The following is a 19,897-nucleotide window of genomic DNA, read 5'->3' on the forward strand; positions in this document are numbered from 1 at the left end:
ATTTTTTATAGCCCCGATATGTCACAGCGCTTGTCAAAAAACGATTTACTCGCATTGTTTGATGAAATTAAAAACGAAGAACAGACTAGTTTCCCTTTAACTGAGTCGTTCTTGAAACGTTTTTTTAAGCCAGCTGTGTTCACAAAAGCAAAAGACTACTTAAGTCACGAGCTTGTACTTTGGCGAGAAGCAAGTGAAGGCTTTAAATCGATTAATGGTGAAGTTGCCAATCAGCAAGGCGAAACCTTTTACCCGCAAGCCACGATTAAACAACGTAATGGCCAACCACAAGTAACTACCTCGTGCTCATGTCGTTTAGGACAAAAATGTGAGCATATTGCGGCGGTATTCTTGTCTCTTAAAACTGAGCACTCTGGTGAATTTGGCAAAAACTACTTGTTGCACGATTGGTTTACCCGCTTAGAAGCATTGAAATCTAAGTCTGAAAATCAAGCTGACAATGTTTTACTGTTTAGTTTAGAGAAAAATGGTGATGACATTGCGCTATTGCCAAAAATTGCCCCTCGCAGCGAAAATAACTATGGGTTAGGCCGTGCATTAACAGCTAAGCAGTTGTCTTCACAAGTAACGCCAAAAGATCTCGACGAAAAAGACTTTCGTTTATTTAGTTGGATCCGTTCACAAAATACCTTGGGCAAACTTATTCTCACCGGAGAATGGGGCGCATTAGCGCTAGCTAAACTCGTTGAAACAAAACGATGTTTTTGGGGCGATGAGCGCACACCGCTAAGTTTGATCCACAAAGAAACCCTGGCGATTGACTGGCAAGAGAATGATCTTGGTGCCGAACTTAAACTCAGCATTAATGATCATCATAATTGGGTATTAGTGCCAACCACACCGCCGTATTTTGTTGATCTTGAAACAAAACAAGTGGGTGAAATTGATACCAGTCTTGCCAGTGATGAAATGAGTTTATTGCTGACTATGCCTGCGGTTGAAAAAAGTAGTTATGCACAAGCGCAAGATAAGCTCAACGGCTTATATGGCTTTGGATTTGTGCCGTATTTGGTTGATAGTGATAGCCAATCCACCACGCCACAGCCCTGTTTACGCTTTGAGTTAGTGGATGAACTACCAACTTTGGCACTGAGCTTTAATTATAAAACTGCAGTGCACAATAGCGCATTTGAAAACACCTGCATTAATCAGCTGAATAACTATGGTTTGGAACTTATTTCAAGCGAAGCCAATATTCGTTATTTCCGTTTTCCACCATCTAATGAAAACCAAGTGCAATGGCACTGGTTTATTAATGAAATATGCAACGAGCTTAAAAGTCATTTATGGAAAGTGAGTGAGCCAACTAAGCAGTTGGAGATGCCAACAGATGCGAAATTAGTGGCGCATTTATCTCGCGTGGCTAATAACAAACTGCAAGTAGATATAAATTTTTCAGTTGATCAGCTGGTATTAGATTTTAATTTATTACGTGAAAAAGCCGCGTTAATTAATAACAAGGCTAACAAAGGTTATTACATCAATTATCACCAAGATCGTTGGCTTGTGGTTAGTCGCGATGATGCGCTTAATTTAAAACATGTAATTGATCAATACTATGGTGAAAAGCGTTGGCCAAAACGCTTTACCTTGCCACTTTCTGCATTGACCTTGCTCCGCATGTGCGAAAGCACGCTATTTTCTATTGAAGATAAGCAATTAGCCGAGTTATTTTACTTAAAACACAGTGAAAATAGTTTAACGGCTAATTTACCTAAGGGCCTTAATGCTACGCTACGCGATTATCAGCTAAAAGGCTTGGCTTGGTTACAGTTTTTAGAAAAGCATGGCCTAGGCGGCATTCTGGCTGATGATATGGGCTTAGGTAAGACAATACAGGTGCTCAGCTTCTTGTTAAGTCAAAAAGAAGCGAAACGTAACTCTGTCCCAAGCTTAATTATTTGCCCAACCAGTTTGGTTAATAACTGGCTGATAGAAGCTGAAAAATTTACGCCTGATTTAAAATTGGTTGCAGTACAGGGAGCAAACCGTAAAAAGTTGTTGGCTAAAGCCGCCACAGCAGATGTAGTTATCACAAGCTTCCCATTACTGCTTCGCGATCACGAGCATTATATGCAAATGCACTTCGGTAATATTATTTTGGATGAAGCGCAAACCATTAAAAATTATCAATCAAAGGTATCGCGATTTGCCAAAGCGCTGAAAGGTGATTTCCATTTATGCTTAAGTGGCACGCCGGTAGAAAACAATTTATCTGAACTTAAATCGTTATTTGACTTTGCTATGCCGGGATTACTTGGCAGTACGGCCTACTTTAAAAATCATTTCCAACAACCAATTGAAAAAGAAAACAATGCGTATCGTGCTGAGCAATTGAACGATATTATCGCGGGTTATGTACTTAGGCGTACTAAAGCGGAAGTGGCAAAAGAATTACCAGCAAAATCTGAAATGGTTAAAGTAATTGAGCTGTGCGATAGCCAAAAAACCTTATATCAAAAAGTCAGTGAACAAATTGAATCTAAGGTGAAGTCGATTTTTGAAGCGGGTGAACAACAGGCTAGTAAGTTACTGTTTTTAGAGTCGCTTTTAAAACTCAGACAAATTTGTTGCGATCCGCGACTGATTAATAAGTCGACCGACCCTGAAGAAGCAATTAATAGCGCTAAGCTAAACTATTTAGCCGATACCTTGCCTGAGATGCTAAAAGAAGGGCGAAAAGTCATTATTTTTAGCCAATTTACCAGCATGTTGTCACTGATTGAGCAAAAACTTAATGAGATAGGCATAGACTACAGCTTATTAACGGGGCAAACCCGTCATCGCCAAAAAGCCATTGATAAGTTTCAACAAGGTGAAGTCAGTGTGTTTTTAATTAGCTTAAAAGCTGGCGGCACAGGGCTTAATTTAACAGCTGCTGACACCGTTATTCATTATGATCCTTGGTGGAACCCTGCAGTTGAGCGCCAGGCAACAGACAGAGCCTATCGCATTGGGCAAGATAAACCGGTGTTTGTGTATAAGTTGATTTGTCAAAACAGCATTGAAGAAAAAGTACAGCGTATGCAGCAAGAAAAAGCCGCGTTAGCTGAGCGCTTTTTTGATAGTAACAGCCATGGTTTCTCTGATTTTAGTGAACAAGATCTCCTGCAATTAATAGGATCGTAAATTTTTTTAAAATAAATTTGAACTTAACTGAAAACGGCTAGTCTATTAATACAGATAACATGATGAATTGCTGTTGTTGTCTAAATCCATCCCTGGATTAGTAGATTTCCCGTTGATTACTAAGTTAGTAATTTTTTGGCCAGATACATTACACAATGTGTCTGGCTTTTTTCTTTTTAGCACGTCAAAATAACTACAAATAATAAAAATTGCATTTGTAAGGCATATTCATGCGTTGGGAAGACATAAAGCGCTATCAGGTAATTGAAGCACTGTTACTGTGGGAAGGTAAGCTTAACGCCCGCCAATTAATGGATTACTTTGAAACAAGTCGCCCTACGGCACAAAAGTATATTTCAGAATACAAGCAGCTCAATCCAACAGGTTTTGAATTTATTAGCCAACAACGTGCACATATTGCCAAGCCAGATTTCACTCCACAATTTATTGATTTTGCTTTTTCAACTTACCATGCACTCTTTAATTTACAATCAAGCCAAGCAGTTACCTCGCTAGTTGAAACTTTGCCGCAAGTACATCGTAATATTAGCCCGCAACTTGTGAGGCCAATTTTACAGGCTATTCGCTACCAATTACGTTTAGATATTGGTTATATTTCACTGTCTAGCCCTGAGTTTGAAGACCGTATAATTCAACCTCATAGCTTAGTTTATGATGGTACGCGTTATCATGTACGTGCGTTTTGTGAGAAAAACCAAGATTATCGCGATTTTGTGCTATCGCGCTTTTCAGGAGAGTATGCATTTGAAGGGGATGCGTCACATAATCACACTCAAGATACCCTTTGGCAAACCGAAGTTGAATTAGTGGTGTGCCCTGATCATCGCTTAAACGACCTGCAAAAAAAGGTTATTGCGCACGACTACCAAATGACAAATCAAAAATTAGTGCTTAAAACCCGCGCTGCGTTATTAAAATATTTGCTTCAGCATTTACGGCTTGATATTTACCAAGCCGCAGCAGAGCAGCAACAAATTGTAATCGAGCCTGAGTGCCGTAAGCAGCTTACACCCTACATTAATTAATAGGTTGGCTTTTCAAAATGCCATTAATGTTAAATATGGGATCATTAATATACCAACAAAGGTGAGCGCACCTAGCATGTTATTTTGTAATAACGCTAAAAGCTGCTGATTTCGTGCTGTTCTTGCTTCGGAACATTGTTTTACTAACTCTAAAATTTGATACTCTTTCACTGCATTTTTAATAAGTTGCTGCTCGACTTTTAGCAGTCTTTTATAGCCGTTTTGTGCTTTTAAAAAATTATCTAATGTATTCATAATAAAGCCTTTTTATTATTGCTCACCCGTGGTTTAAGGTTATTAAAGCCAACTTTATTTGAAAAAGAAATAGCATGATTTTTGACCTGTAAAAGATGTTTACAGATCACTTTTTTACTAGCCAATAAAACATAATTTTACCTACGCTAATGACATATAGGTGTTAAAAAGTTTTACATGTTGCGCCGTAAATAATTGATTTATGTGCGGGTAAAAGCGCAAAAAAGGTATACTCATTATGTTGCCACAAATAGGAAAAGCCCATGCAAGCCTTGCTAAACCAACCTGAACTAGTCATTACCGCATTTTTATCGCTCTTCGCGGTGTTTTTAGTGACAGTTTTTATCATTGCTGGTCGCCATAAAAATAAAATTGCCCTGCTAGAAGCTCAGTATTTGCTAGAAAAAGCTGGGTTAGAGGAAAAGTTAGTGGGTCTGACAGCAAGTTCAGATCAAAATTTTACTAACTGGCAACAAGAGCAAGAGCGCGCCAATCAATTGCGCATTAAATACAGTGCTCTGCAAACACGCCTTACAGAGCGCGAACACAGCTATCAACAGCAACTTGCCAGCCTGCAAGAAGCGAAAACAGAACTGAAAAAAGAATTTTCCTTGCTTGCGAATCAAATATTTGAAGAAAAAGGGCAAGCCTTTAAGTCGTTAAATCAAGAAAGTGTGACTAATTTGCTTAAGCCAATGCAAGAGGAGCTCAGAGGCTTTAAGCAAAAAGTAGAAACCATTCATACTGAAGAGTTAAAACAGCGCTCAGAACTAAAAACAGAACTCGTGCATTTACAAAAGTTGAATCAAGCCATTACTTCACAGGCTGAGCAATTGACAACAGCCCTTCAAGGGCAAAAGAAAACCCAAGGAAATTGGGGCGAATTGATGTTAGAGAATGTGTTAGAAAGCGCTGGATTACGAGTGGGTGACGATTACCAACGGGAATTTAATGTAAAAACCCTTGAAGGTAATTACCGACCTGATGTGGTGGTATTTTTACCGCAAAATCGCCATTTGGTTATCGATGCTAAAACGTCTTTAAATGCTTATACCCAATATGTAAATGCTGATAATGAATTAATTGCAGAACAGGCATTAAAGCAGCATGTAATGGCGGTTAATGCGCGTATTGAGGAACTTGCAAGTAAAGGATATGACAAATTGCCAGGCTTAAACTCACCGGAAGTGGTAATTCTGTTTATGCCTATCGAATCGGCCTATGTTGAAGCATTAAAATACCAACCTGATCTATATCAGCGTGCCATCGAGAAGAACATTTTAGTAGCAACGCCTTCGACGTTATTAACCAGTATGAATATTGTGCGTCAATTATGGCGTTTTGAAGAGCAAAGTAAGCATAGCGCCGAACTCGCACAGCGTGCAGAACGTTTTTATACTAAGTTAAATGGCTTTTTAACCAGTATGCAGGGCGTTGGCAAAACCCTTGATAAAGCAAAAGAAGGCTACGATCGTGCATTTGCTCAGCTTTACTCTGGTAAAGGCAACTTAATCAAGCAAGCTGCTGAGTTTAAAGAGCTCGGTGTCGCAGTACAAAAAGAGTTACCAAAAGAATTAATTGAAAAAGCCGAGCTTGAACTTAACTTTGAGCAAAGTGAAGAAGTTTAAAAAAGGTTTTAGGGGAGAATGTAAATCCCCTTTACAGTTTTAAATGATTTGCAAAACCCGCCAATAATGTGTCATTTTCAGTCAATAAGCTTGTTATTGAAGATTAAATTTTAGCTGCAATTTTTACGCGCATTAAAATGCTTAGGGTTAGTTAACAATTATCAGCAAAAAGCACATTATTAATTTAATCACCTATTTTAGCTGTTACTCAAAGGATTGAAAAATGAAACACTTTATCGCCCTCTTATTAGCTGGTTTTTTCTTAACCGCTTACAATCTACACGCAGATGATCGTCAGCTAGGTAACGCATTTAAAAATCAGCAAAGTGATATTCAAGTAAAAGGTTCAGGCACTGTGCTTCGTTTACTACCCGATGATAATGATGGCTCAAGGCACCAAAAGTTTATTTTGCGTCTAGCTAATCAACAAACCCTTCTTGTTGCACATAATATTGATTTAGCGCCACGAATTTCAAATTTGAAAGTGGGCGATAGGGTTGAATTTTATGGCGAATACGAGTGGACTCAAAAAGGTGGCGTTATGCATTGGACTCACAAAGACCCACGTAATAAACATGCCCATGGTTGGCTGAAACACAAGGGAAAAGTTTATCAATAGTAAAGCTTTTATTCTTTGATGTAGTTGCTTATATAAGCAACTACATTAAGCAAAATGAAGTTTAATCGATTTTAACTTCACCTTTTACATTATCAATATCTAAATCGCCCGAGCCATCATCTTCAACAATCAGCCCACCTGCACCATTAACTCTAATATCACCGGAACCGTCGTCTACCTTTACTGTGCCAGCGACATTTCTGACAACCACATCACCAGAACCATCTTCAATAGTAACTGCGCCTTTAGTGTTTTCAACGGTGGTGTCGCCCGATCCATCTTCAATTTCAACATCACCTTGAATATTAGTAACGTATAATGAGCCTGAGCTGTCATCAATGTAAACTGATTTACCGCCATCAATCGTTAAGTCACCTGAACTATCATCTACCTTAATAGTGTTATTCAGCCCTTTGATAGTAATGTCGCCTGAACTGTCATCTAGTTCTAATGCCAATTTGCTTGGCATGGTAATGACAAGATCAATACTGTGGCCTTGGTTGATGTGAATATGAAAACCGTCTTGAAGATCGTGCTCAGCAATTAATTTTGCAGTATCGCCATGTTGGGTTAATGATAGCTCATAATTCAAAGCTTCACTGGTATAAATATCAGCATTTACTGTGATTTTATCACTGCTATCTGAGCCTATAATTTTAAGCGAACCAGCGCCTGTTTCAGCTACTAGTTTTGATAATTGGCTTGCGTCTAACACAAGTTCTCGCTCTATATGAGTATCTGCTGCATTTGTGCTGCCGCCAATATGAACTACGCAACCAGAAAGTAATGTTGCCATAGCGATTGCTGAAAGTGTTTTATACATGTTATTCCCTTTTTTGCGTAAAGCGCATGATTCTTAATTGGACTAAATGAAATGTATTTATTTTTCATCGTCATATTTGATTTTATGATTGTGGAATTGCAATCAGTAGGCCAATTTTTAAGTATCTGAAAAGTATGGCTTTATTTTTATGTGATTAAAATTTAAAAATTATTAAGCGAATAGTTAGTAATTTTTACTAAGCTGTTTTGTTAAATTGACTAACTTTGCTTAGCTATTCCCCATTCGCTGTATTGAATGTTTTTTAAAACTGTCATTTATCTTTCATATTTTTTGGCTAATTTTATCGCCGATTAACAGCCCCTTTTTAAGAGATAATTGTTATGACAAACACGATCCGCGCTGGACGTCGAAAGTTTTATGACGATGAGCATTTTGCAGGTGGCATAGAGCGATCTGGATTTTTTACTATTTCCGAGGCTAATTTTTTAGTTGAGTACGGTGACACGTTAAATGGATTAAACGGTGGCAGTTTATTCCCTGAAACCCTTGCTGAGTCGGAATTTGTAGCGTGTATGCAGTCAAATATTGCATCTAATAGTTACGAAGTAAAACTGTGGCGAAAGTATTTAAAAGCCGTTTATAGTGTAACGCATCGCGCTAGTGCAAATAGTTCGCGATCAGAGCAAAAGTATTCATTAGAGGGTTATGATGAAGCGTAGTTTGCAAGAAGATAGTTATTTAGAAAAAAGCAAAACCAGTAAAAAAGCAAAGCGCGAAAAGCCTAAAAGTAAGTTTGAAGGTAAAAATAAGCGTAAGAAATTTGATGATTATGATTGGGATGAACGTGATTAACTAACGTGTTAATTGGTTCTTTTTGGGCAGCAAAAAATTACTTTGTGCTGCCCAAGAATGTCGATAATGTTCAACTGAGTATTGGGTGCTTAAACTCTGGCTTTAGTAAACCAAAGCACTTTAGATCATGATAATCGTTTTTCCAAAAACCGCTTGCTCGGCGGATCCCCTCTTCTCTAAAACCAAGCTTGTTAAGTACTGTTTCTGATGCGACATTACCCAGCATGGTATCTGCTTGAATTCGATATAATTCACCAAATGGTGAGTGCGCTGAATAAGCAAATGCAATAATTGCGTTTAAAGCTTCAGTGGCATACCCCTTTCCCCAATGAGCAGAAGCAAATTCATAACCAATAACAGTATTTCGCATTTTTGGATTAAACGAATTAAAACCACACGTGCCAATTAGCTCGCCAGTTTCTTTAAGTCGAATAGCCCAACGAATACCCTCTAGCTTATCAAATCGTTGATTAAAAAAGTTTATTAAATCAAGAGATTGTTGTTTTGATGTAAAAGCTTCGATGTTATAAAACTTCACCACTTCTTGATCTGAAAAAATCAAAAATAACGTATCGTTATCATTGTTTGTCAGCATGTTTAGTGTTAATCGTGAAGTGTCTAAATTTGGAAATGGCAGTTTAGCTTCCATGACTAATCCTAGTTACTTTCGCACTGATTATGCTAATTGAATGAGTAAAATAACCCACATAGACAGCACTGAAATCACTGCGCCCCAAAACATCAACATACGGTGTAGTACATTGTTATATGTGAGGTGAACAATAGCTTGGGCAATTCTAAATCCAACAAATACCCAAGCAAGTAGTAACGCTAACTCATTATTTGTTTTGAGTATCACAAAGAGCGTAGAAACAACATAAAATAAAACAGGCACTTCAAACATATTGTTAAAGCAACGCGTTGATTTAGTTAATTGTTCAGGTACTTCTTGCCCGTCCATCGTGCGGTAGTATTTTATTTTTACACTACCATTTTTAACGCTTTTTACACGGGTAACTACAGCGACAATACCAACCATAAAGGTTAACACTACCATAGCAAACATTGCATAGATCATACTGAGCCTTTTATCTTTTTAATAGTTTAATGCTGATCTAAAAGATCATTTATCTTACTTAACCTGTTGTAACATAGAGCACTTAGTTAAATACACGTTTTTTTCTTTTAAATGGAAATCAACCTACTTTAATAGCTTGAATACTTGGTTTAGTGTGCTCCTCAACCTAAAAATTTAACGTTTGCATAATTATGGTTAATGAATGTTTGCTTAGCGGAATAGCGGGAATACTTGTCTGTGTATTTCAATAATTTGATAGCTTAATCATTTCGTCATACTTGTTTCATACACTTTGCAAAAAGTTAGTTTTTAGTATTTATGCGAATTTTATTTGTATCTCGAAATAGCAGCCATGCGAAATATTATCGAAAATTAGTTGCTAAGCTTAATCTAGACGCGCAGCTTCATGTAACCGGTTGGCCTCGTTTAGGGGCGCTGAAACACCTTAATCGTTTGCCAGATTTTGATAGCAAAGAAATGCTCGAGCATCATTTGTTACGTAAAAAAGCGCGTCATCCAAAGTTATTTTCATCAAACTTGTTTTGCCGTTTGTTCTGCGGCTACTTAAAAGCAATAGAAACGTTACGCTTTTTGAAATTTATCGATTTATTCCAAGCAGAGCAGCCAGATAAAGTTGTTGTTTGGAATGGCAAAAAACTACCAAACCAAACAGTGGTATGTGCTGCTGAATCTTTAAATATTCCAGTGATGTTTTTTGAAAATGGTTTAGTACCTAACACTACCTGCTTAGATCCGAAAGGCGTTAATTACTTATCAAGCTTGCCTAAATCGCCAAGCTTTTATTTAGAGCGAGAATTAACTGGCGTTGCTTTAGCCTCAATAGAACAAGCAAAAAACCATAAAAAGCGCTTGGCAGACAATCCTATCGAAAGCTTGCCAGAAGAGTATATTTTTGTGCCATTTCAAGTACCAAACGATACCCAAGTGGTTGTGCATTCTCCGTGGATTAAAACCATGGAACAATTATTTGATGAAGTTATGAAAGCTGTTGATGCACTGCCTTACAGCAATTTGAAAGTGGTGTTTAAAGAGCATCCTAATTGGCCCAAAAAATTCACCCATTTACATAACGCACATGCCCAAGCGGTATTTGCCAATAATGTAAAAGCAACAGAGCTAATTAAAAACGCCAAAGCTACTATTACTATAAACTCAACTGTCGGGCTTGAAACCTTACAACTGGGCGGAAAGCTAATTACCCTAGGCAATGCCTGCTACGCTCTACCTGGCATGGTGTTAGCAGCAAATTCAGCAGACCAACTTGTTGAGCAGCTTAGTGCTGTGATGGAGTGGCAGCCAAATACGCATCTTATTGAACGCTTTTTAGATTATGTAAACGGGGTTTACGCTATTCCACAAGCATGGCGACGAGCAGATAAAAATCATATACAGGCTATTGAGAGTAGGCTGTTGGGGTGTGATGAATTTTCAACACAAATCAACCACTAAATGGTGATAAGTTGTTCTTAAAACACTCTTAAATCATAGGCTAGTAAAAATAGATTATTTGAGCTTTAATAGAATAAAAGGGCAATTCCATGCCCTTTCTTATTTCAATTAGAAAACAAAGTCTATGCCCATACTAATTGTTCTTGAATCACCATGATAGGCCCAACCTGATGGCTCATGCCCTTGATCTACAAAGGTGTCGTATTGCACTTTAAAGGCAACGTTAGAATAAAAATCATAACGTAAACCGTAGCTCAACATATAGTGTTCTTCTAAGTCTTCTGTTGGGACTTTAGAACGCTCATGATCCGCCTTAGAGTAGGAAATATAAGGTTGGAATTCACCAATGTTATATACCACAGAGATAAGATATGTCGGGAATTCTGTACCTACAGCATCATCATATTCAACATAGTTCATATCAAAAAGAATGGTGAAGTCACTTATATTTACTTGACCACCTAAACCTATAAACTGTTGCGAGAAAGGTGTATAGGGGCTAATACTGCCATCTTGTTGAATGGTTTCTCTATCTCTGTCATTTTGAAAGTATACAAAACGCAGATCGAAGAAATCACCTGACATATTCCAATTAAAGCCTGCGATATCGGTCCAGTATTCATTTACTGTTCGCGCTGTACCGCCATACAGTTTATCGTAATACAGCATTTCCACATTATCGTCTGAATATTCGTTACCATAAAACGCAGTAATGGTATTTGAGTAATCACCGATTTCGAAGCTGTACATGGCATGAGCACCATCAAACTGGGTTACTTGCCACCAGTAAAGGTTTGAAGGTGGGCGCATCCAAGGGTAGGCATAGCCTACTTCTGCAAACTCTGAGAAGTAGTACATCGGGATATTTCGACGCCCAGCCATAAATGTCCAATCTTCATTGGCTTGATAGGTAACATAATACCAATCGAATTCAGGTTTGAAGTCATCTACACCTTTAGCAACCAATTGTGCAGTAACTGAAAGCTGGCTATTAAATTTATAGGTGCCTTGCACAGCAAGGATTGACTCGGCTTTAAATGTGAGATCATTATTATACTGACCAACATCATAAAAATCAGCCGTGAGAATTTCATCTCGTTTCTGCCCTGGATTAAGCGGATCATCGACTGTACCTAAGGTTTTACCTGCGATAATTGAACCGTAACCACTTATTTTTAGCTCTGCATTAGCTGATTGAGAGAAAATAATAAGCAATGCTGATGCGACTAGTGAAAGCTTTTTCATTTTATCTCTCCTCAGAATGTTGCTATGACTTTGACATCAGCTGTTACTGCGCTAGCGTCTAAATAACCAATTGCATCAGGATTCGATGCTACCGATGAAATAACAGCTGCATTTGAATCCATTTCTTGCGGTGGCGTCCCTTTACCGGTAAAAAGAATTTTCGACCAATAAGCTTTTACCTGGCTGCTCGATTTACCTAGTACTTTTGAATTGAACTCTTCGGTAGCTGGATCATTGTAGCTTGCACTAATTAAAATGGCAGAACGGCCGTTAGAGTAACTTTTGGCTTTTCCTAAAAATATTTTTTTAATGGTCGCTTGATCAAAAGTTGAATCATTGGTTGGATGGACAACAACCGCAACATCAGCGATTGCATGTGACATGTTCATTAATGTCAATGTGGATACTACACAAACAACTTTCCACGTTTTTTTGGGTGAAGGTAATAACATAGTTAATCCTTATAATTGCTGCGCTAAGCATTATGCGTATTGCATAACGATATTCAAAAAGTAGTCTTGCATGTCCCTGATATCAAGAAATTGATATTAATTTTGTTTTTAAATTTGCGAAAAAACATGTTTTTATTTTGTATTATTCGCGTAAATCTTTGCGAAATTAATGTGAGAATAAGGAAATTGCTGACGGATTTTGGTGTAAATGGGGTTTACGTTTTTGCTTAAAGTTAGCTTATCTTCCTCGATAGCTTATTCGCGGTTATCTTTATCTATTCTTTTAAAAATCAATTACTAGGTGAATATATTTAATATTCAATGCCGCTTGTCACAAAGTTGTTGCTTAATTGTTATGCATCTGTAATTCTTTTTCATTAAGGGCAGAAAAGTATTACAACAAGGATAAGCAATGAAACACGTTTTTGTGTTTGCAATGACAGCGCTGTCTTCATCGGTGCTGCATGCGCAATCTTCAGACGCTGAATTAATGCAACAATGGTTAGATTTGGAAAGTCAAAAAGGCAAACTGCAACTTAATTGGCAGGCCAATGAACAGGCACTTAAAAATCAACTTTCTCTTTTAAAACAAGAAAAACAAGCGCTAAACGCATTGCTCAAAACAGCAAATGCAGCGCGTAGTGAAGTTGATACCAAACGCTTAGCACTTACAGAACAGCAAGTAGCTTTTGAAAAAAATCAGCAAACAATAGATACGGCATTAAAAAATGCTTATCTCTTTGTTAAACGCATTACGCCACTTTTACCTCCCCCAATACAAACGGACTGGCATAACAAAACAAGCCAAATAGAGCAGACCGAGCTTCCAAATAGTGAAAAGCTTGAGCGTTTACTCAGTATGTATAAATCGGCTGATGAGTTTAATCAACGTCTTGCGATTCATAATACCAGTATGCGAATACCTTCAAACGATGGCGAATCAGAGCGTTTAGTAAATCAAATCTATTTAGGTTTATCACAAGCATGGTACATCAGTAATGATGGCGAGTTTTTTGGCTTAGGCCGAGTTGAACAAGCAGGCTGGCAGTGGCATCACGGTGAGGCTGCTAAACAACTGATTGGCAATTTAAATGATGCAGACTTACCTAGCGATTTACTTGCGATAAAAGCGATGCTTGAAAAACCGACGAATGCAGCATTTATAAAAGCCCCGTTAGCAATTGCGAGTATTGATAAGGAGCGTCTGTGATGGTTCGTTTTATGATTTTAATGGCCTTGTTTTTTAGTGCTTTTAGTTACAGTGAAACAAATGTAAATCAACAACTACTCGATCGCATTGCCAAATCTAAACAACAGTTAATGGCTATTGAGAAGCAAGTAAATCAGCAATCTCTCTCCTATCAAAAGCAAATTAATCAAGCGCTTAATGATGTTAAAGCCTTACGCGATAAAGCATCAGCAATTCAGCGTGTTGCTGACGAGCAGATTTTGAGTGTTGAACAACTTTCAGAACGTGTTGAAAAATGGCGTGCGCAAGACAACTATCAAAAATTACTACTGCAAAGCTACTTTGAGCAAAATGGTACGCCGCTTGGACAATTTACAAATGCGAATGATGAAGTAGTAATCAGTGAATCGGTTTTTAATACCCTACAAAGTCAATTAGTTGATGCACTTGTACCGCGTTGGCAACCATCGAAAGTGGTTGATGAAAATGGTGAAATTGAACATTTTAATGTACTTGAAATGGGCCCGATAGCACTTGCGTATAACCAAGAGCGAGCGTCGGGCGGGCTTATCGAAAAACATGTAAACCAAGCAATACCAAGTTTAGTCAAGGGGGTTTACAGTGAAGGCGAAGTTGCCCAATTAGCAAAGCTTAACTCAACTGGGTTAGGTACAGTAGTGTTTGATCCAACGCTCGGCAATGCTGCTAAATTACAAAATAAGCAACAAGGTATTGTAGAACACATTAAAAAAGGTGGTGTATGGGCACTCCCTATTTTATTTTTTGGTGCGTTATCCTTGATTGTAGCCCTTATTAAAGCTGTACAGCTGCTTAAGTTGCCATCCGTTAAAGCAGATCTTACCGCGCGATTATCATCAGCAAAAGACCTTCGTGGCGCCGAATTAACACTTGTTGAAATTGCAAAAAATTACCCTGTTTCAAGTCAACGTGACGACCAGCTAGTAGCGTTTTTAATGAAATATCGCTATCAAGTAGAGAATTACCTAGGTGTGGTTGCAACGTCAGCTGCAATTGCACCACTACTTGGTTTATTGGGCACTGTTTCAGGAATGATCAATACCTTTATGATGATGAATACTTTTGGTACGGGGGATGCAGCAACTGTTTCAGGCGGCATTTCAGAAGCGTTAGTGACAACTGAGCTTGGCTTAATTGTTGCCATTCCTTCACTGATTTTAAGTGCCTTACTGAGCCGTAAAGCGAAAAGTCATAATGCCAAGCTTGAGGCGAACGCTATTCAACTCAGTAAATATGAGTTTTAAACCATGGATTTATCTGTGTATTTAAAACTTTTCAGTAACGCTGTGGTTTGGGCGTTACTGGCGGTTGCCATATTCAGTTATGGCAAATTGTTATCTCTACTGTTTTTTATCAAACCTAATAAAGCATGGCTAATGCGCTGTAATTATTGGATAGCAGCATTAAAAACAATGCTAGCAGCCTTACCTTTATTGGGGTTACTCGGCACCATTAGTGGGCTGTTAAGCACTTTCAATTTTATGTCGCTTAACAACGGCCTAGATATGCAAGAGATGGTAAGTGGTGGCATTGCAAGCGCCATGTACACAACACAACTCGGGCTCGTATTTGTGGTGCCAGGTGTACTGCTTCATACCCTTTTAAAAAGCAAAGTAGCCGCTTGGCAAGTGGAGGCAGTATGCGTTCGTTAATAGAGCAAAAAATAGAAGACAGTAAAAACCAAGAAATCGATTTAGCACCCTTACTGGATGTGGTGTTTATTCTACTTATCTTTTTTATTGTAACTACCGTATTTGTTAAAGAAACCGGTGTAGAAGTTGATAAACCTAGCGCTGTTTCGAGCCAGCAATTGCAAAAATCGGTGCTTATGCTCGCCATTACAGATGCAGGGCAAGTGATGTACGCGGGCACAAATATAGGGGTTGCAGGTGTAAGAGCCACGTTAATGCAAGCGAGCAGAACTAAAGCGCGCCCTTTAGTCATTCAAGCTGATAAGCGCGTGCCAACAGAGCTCTTAGTAAAAGTGATTGATCAAGCAAAGCTTGCTGGGGTTGAAAACATCAGTTTAGCAACTCAGGTGAAATGATGGCAACACTCAGTTTAGTTAAATCGCCCAGTAACACTGTATTTAGTTTTATCGCACCTTGGTGTATCAGTACCATATTAGTTGCTTCACTTGTTTATTTACTGCATGTGCTTAAAGAAACACCAGAACCACCCGAGGCAACACTTTTGGTGCGCAAAATAGATATCGCATTGCCAACACCACCACCTCCGCCACCACCGCCAATGCGAAATCAAGCAAAAAGCAGTGACACAGCGCAAACCAGTTTAAATATTGCGGGCTTAGGTGATGGTCCTCAGGTGAATTATGCAGATAAACCTAAAATGACATTGCCAAAAGTGCAGTCGTTGGCATTACCTGAATTTACGATGGATGCCAATATTATTCAGCAGCGATTGGCACTCGACATGCCGTTAATGGCGGTAGAGAAACTTGATCAGGTGCCACAGGTTGTGAAGCAAAAGTACTTTCCACCACCGCTGTCAATTCGGCGTAAAGGCATTAAGCGAGTTTCAACAGAAGTTGAGCTGATAATCGATCAAACCGGTAAGCCTTATATTAAGCGTATCACCGATCCAGTTTACCCAGAAATGGTCGAAGTGATCCGCAACTGGGTAGAGCATGCACGTTTTAGTATTCCAAAGAAAGATGGCCAACCTGTGCAAGCAATTTATTTATATGGCATTCATTTTAATTACGGCAGATAAACAATGAATAAACTAACCCCCTTATTTTTTGCTTCGTGCGCTTTTATTGCTGTAAACAGCTTGCCTAGTAACGCAAGTAATTTAACAAGCAAATTTAAAATTGAAGTAGAACAACCAACATTTGTCTTGCCTCAATTTGCAGGACCCTATAGTGAAAAAGAGGCAAATATTGCCCCTGAAGAGTTAGAAACAGCAGAGCGCCTTCGCACGCTTCTAGAAAGTGGCGACAAGCAAGCAGTATTAAAAGAACTTGAAGCTTTTTATGACATTGAACTTAGTGTTGCTATGTTGATGTTAAAAGCGCAGCTTTATTTTGCCTTAGAAGATTATGAAAAGGCTGAAAAAACCTATCTTGCATCTCTTTCAAGAAGCCCGCAGTTAGTTCGCGCACACAGTGATTTAGGACAGCTATATTTAATCAAAGATGATCAACAAAAAGCGCGAGAGTATTTTGCTAAAGCCATTGCGCTCGGCGCAAATGATGCGGTGGTTTATGGTCAGCTTGCTTATCTTAATTTAACGCTCTATGGTCCTTACTCAGCAATTAATGCTTACCAGCAAGCACTGGCTATTGAACCTGAACAAGAGCAGTGGCAACAAGGTTTGTTTGTGGCGCTTACTCAAGCAAAAATGTATCAGGCGGCTGCAGCATTACTCAGCGAGCTAATTGCAAAATCTCCTAATGACAGTAAGTTATGGCTAAATCAGGCGATTTTAGCACTTGAACAAAATGATGGTCGCGCCGCATTGGCCTCATTAGAAATGGCTATTTTACTTGGTGATAAGCGAGAAACTAATCTTAAAACCGCAGCACAATTACATTTGCAACAAGACAGTTTTGAGCGCGCAGTTGAGCTTATCAACACCCATTTATCACAATACGATTTGGATTTGACCAGTTTAAATACTTATCTTACTTGGTTATCTCAGCGTGGTCTTTGGCAACAAAGCAAAACAATTCTGGCATCCCTTAATAGCAAACTGGCGACATTTGATGCACAAACCAAAAGTGTTATCTATTTGCATAAAGCCTTACTTAATAGCGAAACTGCCAATATTAATGATGCAGAACAAGCGTTTAAACTAGCGTTAGATGCAAATCCAAATCATGGTCAGGCGTTAATTGCTTATGCCGATTTTTTAATTGACCGAAAGTTATTCACACAAGCCGAAACACTGTATTTGCGTGCAGAAGCGCTAAGCGATTGGCAAAAACAAGCAATGCTGAGTCGTGCGCAATTATATGTTGATATTCAAAAGTACGATGCTGCGCTTAGCGTATTAAAAAGTGTGACAAGCCGTTTCCCTGAAACTCGTGGTATTTCAGAGCAAATTACTTTGCTTGAAAATATTATTGTGACAAAAAAACAACAAGCTGAAATTTAAGGAAGAACAATGAGAAACAATCTGAATCTGGGTTTAATAATTGGTTTTATGGCATTGGCTGGCTGTCAATCTATCCCAACAGACAATGAATTTGTCTGTAGCACCCAAACTGATTGGCATCAATTAGGGTTAACTACTGCGCAAAAAGGGAAAAGTGTTCGCGCTTTTGATAACTATAAGGCGCAGTGTGGTGATGCGTTACCTCAAAATGCGCAAGATTTATATCTCGATGGCTTTACCATTGGTATTAAAGAGTATTGTACCTATGAAAATGGCTTTGAACTAGCGCAAAAAGACATTGAAAATCCTAATGTGTGTCCGTTCGAAATCCGCGCAGAATTTGATAAAGGCTATAAAATTGGCTATCTCGATCGCCGTGAAAAGAAAGAAAATGCTGACTATGCTGAGCGCGAATTGGAAAGAAGAGCACTACAAAACCGAAATGGACAGTCTTCTACAGGGCAATAGGATAAGAGTTTATTATGAATAAACACCTCGTTTTAATAATGGGTATTGCAACTCTAGTGGGTTGCAATACCACCACTAGCCAAGTTGAATGCGATAACTCAATAGATTGGTTGTCGCTTGGTAGTGAAGTGGCTCTTGCTGGTAAATCGGTGCGTGAGTTTGATAAATACAAAGCAAGCTGCGGTGATAATTTACCTAGCAATGCGCAAGCATTGTACTTGGATGGTTATACGGCAGGCATACAACAATATTGTAGTTATGAAAATGGCTTTAAACTTGGTGAAAAAGGTATTCCTGATCAGCAAATATGCCCATTAGAAATAAGAGCAGAATTTGATAAAGGCTTTAAACTAGGTAGTCTTGACCGCCGTGAAAAACAGCAAAACACAGAGCTTGCTGAACGAGAGAAAGATCGTGCCTTGATCTCATCAGGCTCAGCTATGTCATCTGTAGGTGGCTGAAAACCCATTTAAAAGTGTAATCAAAGATTAAACGCTAGCGATGGCAGCGTTTAATCTCTTCAACCAGCGCTTTGGCAAGTGGCGATACTGAGCTCATTTTTTTGGTGATTAACATCACGGGAATTTGGTAGTGGTATTTCTCGGGGTGAATTGCTTTAAACAGTCCTTTATCAACCCAGTAATTAGCGTAGTGCTCTGGTAAATAGCCAATAAAGGCGCCTGATAAGATTAAATGTGCAATGCCTTCATCATGATAGGCGGTCGCACTATTTTGATAATTTAGGCCATCGTTGCGCACTTCTTTATCCCGCATGTAGTTTGAGGTAATCACCTCGGCTTGCTTCAGTAACTTATTGCGCTCATTCGATTTACAATCAAAAAGTGCATGCCCTTTGGCGCAGTATAAATAGTTGGTTTCGTTATGCAGTGGGAAGTAATCTAAACCACGCAAGTGATGACGACTTACGCCAAGCCCCACCAGCGAGCGTCCATTTACCACAGAAGTTTCTACTTCCCTCGCCTCACACACATTGATATCAAATTGAATGTTATCGCTTTTTTGCTTTAGCTCGCGAATGACCTCACTTATGCCACAGCGCGGATCGCTCACCATGGTATCAATTACCGAAATCGTTACGCGGCCTGATAGCTCATTTTTAGAGCCTGCAACTGTAGTGGCAAATGCTTCGCACTGCTGTAATAATTCAAGGCTTGCTTGGTAGGTTATGCGGCCAGGCTCGGTCAGTTCAAAACCGCTGCGCCCGCGCTTACATAGTTTGATGCCAAGGCGCACTTCTAAATCAGATAAATGTGAACTAATGGTTGAGCGGCCAATATTCAGTCGAGATTCTGCGGCAGAGAGCCCGCCACATTCCACAATTGCAACAAATATGCGCAATAGGCGCAGATCGACGTCATGAATTTGCATCTTTTTTAGCCTTGTTTTTAGTTCGATAATATCGGAATAAGCATCGATAATTATGCATTTATAAAACTTGGCTCGCAAGCTAACATTACTCTATTGATTAATCATCACAGTTAG

Annotated in this window: 22 protein-coding genes; 15 read left to right on the forward strand and 7 right to left on the reverse strand. The window is 38.9% G+C overall.

Annotated features, from left to right (window positions below; genetic code table 11):
• The first annotated feature begins 18 nt into the window (after positions 1–18).
• Together AAEU29_RS08720 and AAEU29_RS08725 are read left to right on the forward strand one after the other, a co-directional pair.
• Complete coding sequence (locus tag AAEU29_RS08720) at positions 19–3,150, forward strand: SNF2-related protein (protein WP_421972958.1); 3,132 nt, start codon at positions 19–21, stop codon at positions 3,148–3,150.
• A 230-nt stretch (positions 3,151–3,380) separates the two neighbouring features.
• Positions 3,381–4,196 (forward strand): helix-turn-helix transcriptional regulator, encoded by an 816-nt coding sequence (locus AAEU29_RS08725; RefSeq protein ID WP_274760343.1) that lies wholly within the window; start codon positions 3,381–3,383, stop codon positions 4,194–4,196.
• Between the two features lie 12 nt (positions 4,197–4,208).
• On the opposite strand, the gene AAEU29_RS08730 is transcribed toward AAEU29_RS08725, so the two are convergent.
• Positions 4,209–4,451 carry a hypothetical protein gene (locus AAEU29_RS08730; RefSeq protein ID WP_274760344.1) on the reverse strand — a complete coding sequence of 81 codons (243 nt, stop codon included), beginning with the start codon at positions 4,449–4,451 and terminating at the stop codon, positions 4,209–4,211.
• A 263-nt stretch (positions 4,452–4,714) separates the two neighbouring features.
• Between AAEU29_RS08730 and AAEU29_RS08735 the strand changes: the two genes are divergently transcribed.
• Both AAEU29_RS08735 and AAEU29_RS08740 read left to right on the forward strand, forming a co-directional pair.
• Complete coding sequence (locus AAEU29_RS08735) at positions 4,715–6,079, forward strand: DNA recombination protein RmuC (protein WP_421972959.1); 1,365 nt, start codon at positions 4,715–4,717, stop codon at positions 6,077–6,079.
• 223 nt (positions 6,080–6,302) lie between these two features.
• Positions 6,303–6,698 carry a DUF3465 domain-containing protein gene (locus AAEU29_RS08740; protein WP_421972960.1) on the forward strand — a complete coding sequence of 132 codons (396 nt, stop codon included), beginning with the start codon at positions 6,303–6,305 and terminating at the stop codon, positions 6,696–6,698.
• 61 nt (positions 6,699–6,759) lie between these two features.
• On the opposite strand, the gene AAEU29_RS08745 is transcribed toward AAEU29_RS08740, so the two are convergent.
• Positions 6,760–7,521, reverse strand: a complete 762-nt coding sequence (locus AAEU29_RS08745) for a DUF4097 family beta strand repeat-containing protein (RefSeq protein ID WP_421972961.1) — start codon at positions 7,519–7,521, stop codon at positions 6,760–6,762.
• A 341-nt stretch (positions 7,522–7,862) separates the two neighbouring features.
• Here AAEU29_RS08745 and maoP point away from each other — a divergent pair, with 341 nt between their 5' ends.
• Together maoP and AAEU29_RS08755 are read left to right on the forward strand one after the other, a co-directional pair.
• Positions 7,863–8,201, forward strand: a complete 339-nt coding sequence (maoP, locus tag AAEU29_RS08750) for a DUF413 domain-containing protein (protein WP_274760349.1) — start codon at positions 7,863–7,865, stop codon at positions 8,199–8,201.
• Positions 8,188–8,334: a hypothetical protein gene (locus AAEU29_RS08755; protein WP_274760350.1), complete on the forward strand. Its 147-nt coding sequence runs from the start codon at positions 8,188–8,190 to the stop codon at positions 8,332–8,334. Before maoP ends, AAEU29_RS08755 begins: the two co-directional genes overlap by 14 nt.
• A 70-nt stretch (positions 8,335–8,404) precedes the next feature.
• Here the strand turns inward: AAEU29_RS08755 and AAEU29_RS08760 are convergent, their stop codons facing one another.
• Together AAEU29_RS08760 and AAEU29_RS08765 are read right to left on the reverse strand one after the other, a co-directional pair.
• On the reverse strand, positions 8,405–8,983 hold the full coding sequence (locus AAEU29_RS08760) for a GNAT family N-acetyltransferase (protein WP_421972962.1): 579 nt from the start codon (positions 8,981–8,983) through the stop codon (positions 8,405–8,407).
• A gap of 27 nt (positions 8,984–9,010) precedes the next feature.
• Positions 9,011–9,412: an MAPEG family protein gene (locus AAEU29_RS08765; protein WP_421972963.1), complete on the reverse strand. Its 402-nt coding sequence runs from the start codon at positions 9,410–9,412 to the stop codon at positions 9,011–9,013.
• Positions 9,413–9,730: 318 nt separating this feature from the next.
• Here AAEU29_RS08765 and AAEU29_RS08770 point away from each other — a divergent pair, with 318 nt between their 5' ends.
• Positions 9,731–10,882 carry a capsular polysaccharide export protein, LipB/KpsS family gene (locus AAEU29_RS08770; RefSeq protein ID WP_421972964.1) on the forward strand — a complete coding sequence of 384 codons (1,152 nt, stop codon included), beginning with the start codon at positions 9,731–9,733 and terminating at the stop codon, positions 10,880–10,882.
• Between the two features lie 108 nt (positions 10,883–10,990).
• On the opposite strand, the gene AAEU29_RS08775 is transcribed toward AAEU29_RS08770, so the two are convergent.
• Together AAEU29_RS08775 and AAEU29_RS08780 are read right to left on the reverse strand one after the other, a co-directional pair.
• On the reverse strand, positions 10,991–12,127 hold the full coding sequence (locus tag AAEU29_RS08775) for a porin (protein WP_421972965.1): 1,137 nt from the start codon (positions 12,125–12,127) through the stop codon (positions 10,991–10,993).
• A gap of 11 nt (positions 12,128–12,138) precedes the next feature.
• A complete protein-coding gene (locus tag AAEU29_RS08780) occupies positions 12,139–12,510 on the reverse strand; it encodes a substrate-binding domain-containing protein (protein WP_421972966.1) in 372 nt (123 codons plus the stop codon).
• Between the two features lie 481 nt (positions 12,511–12,991).
• Between AAEU29_RS08780 and AAEU29_RS08785 the strand changes: the two genes are divergently transcribed.
• The 8 genes from AAEU29_RS08785 to AAEU29_RS08820 are packed head-to-tail and all read left to right on the forward strand — an operon-like array spanning position 12,992 to position 18,855.
• A complete protein-coding gene (locus tag AAEU29_RS08785) occupies positions 12,992–13,789 on the forward strand; it encodes a DUF3450 family protein (protein ID WP_421972967.1) in 798 nt (265 codons plus the stop codon).
• Positions 13,789–15,051 (forward strand): MotA/TolQ/ExbB proton channel family protein, encoded by a 1,263-nt coding sequence (locus AAEU29_RS08790; RefSeq protein ID WP_421973336.1) that lies wholly within the window; start codon positions 13,789–13,791, stop codon positions 15,049–15,051. Before AAEU29_RS08785 ends, AAEU29_RS08790 begins: the two co-directional genes overlap by 1 nt.
• Before the next feature lie 3 nt (positions 15,052–15,054).
• On the forward strand, positions 15,055–15,459 hold the full coding sequence (locus tag AAEU29_RS08795) for a MotA/TolQ/ExbB proton channel family protein (RefSeq protein WP_421972968.1): 405 nt from the start codon (positions 15,055–15,057) through the stop codon (positions 15,457–15,459).
• A complete protein-coding gene (locus AAEU29_RS08800; protein WP_105172298.1) occupies positions 15,447–15,854 on the forward strand; it encodes an ExbD/TolR family protein in 408 nt (135 codons plus the stop codon). The genes AAEU29_RS08795 and AAEU29_RS08800 overlap by 13 nt, the downstream gene beginning before the upstream one ends.
• The gene (locus tag AAEU29_RS08805) at positions 15,854–16,540 is read left to right on the forward strand and encodes a hypothetical protein (protein WP_421972969.1); all 687 of its coding nucleotides are present in this window, start codon (positions 15,854–15,856) and stop codon (positions 16,538–16,540) included. The genes AAEU29_RS08800 and AAEU29_RS08805 overlap by 1 nt, the downstream gene beginning before the upstream one ends.
• Positions 16,541–16,543: 3 nt before the next feature.
• Positions 16,544–17,926, forward strand: a complete 1,383-nt coding sequence (locus AAEU29_RS08810; protein WP_421972970.1) for a tetratricopeptide repeat protein — start codon at positions 16,544–16,546, stop codon at positions 17,924–17,926.
• A 9-nt stretch (positions 17,927–17,935) separates the two neighbouring features.
• A complete protein-coding gene (locus AAEU29_RS08815; protein ID WP_421972971.1) occupies positions 17,936–18,394 on the forward strand; it encodes a DUF2799 domain-containing protein in 459 nt (152 codons plus the stop codon).
• Between the two features lie 14 nt (positions 18,395–18,408).
• A complete protein-coding gene (locus AAEU29_RS08820; protein ID WP_421972972.1) occupies positions 18,409–18,855 on the forward strand; it encodes a DUF2799 domain-containing protein in 447 nt (148 codons plus the stop codon).
• A gap of 34 nt (positions 18,856–18,889) precedes the next feature.
• Here AAEU29_RS08820 and AAEU29_RS08825 read toward each other — a convergent pair whose 3' ends face one another.
• Positions 18,890–19,783 carry a LysR family transcriptional regulator gene (locus tag AAEU29_RS08825; protein ID WP_421972973.1) on the reverse strand — a complete coding sequence of 298 codons (894 nt, stop codon included), beginning with the start codon at positions 19,781–19,783 and terminating at the stop codon, positions 18,890–18,892.
• Positions 19,784–19,897: the final 114 nt, after the last annotated feature.

It is taken from the genome of Pseudoalteromonas aquimarina (assembly GCF_049257255.1).
In the GTDB taxonomy this organism is placed as follows: domain Bacteria; phylum Pseudomonadota; class Gammaproteobacteria; order Enterobacterales; family Alteromonadaceae; genus Pseudoalteromonas.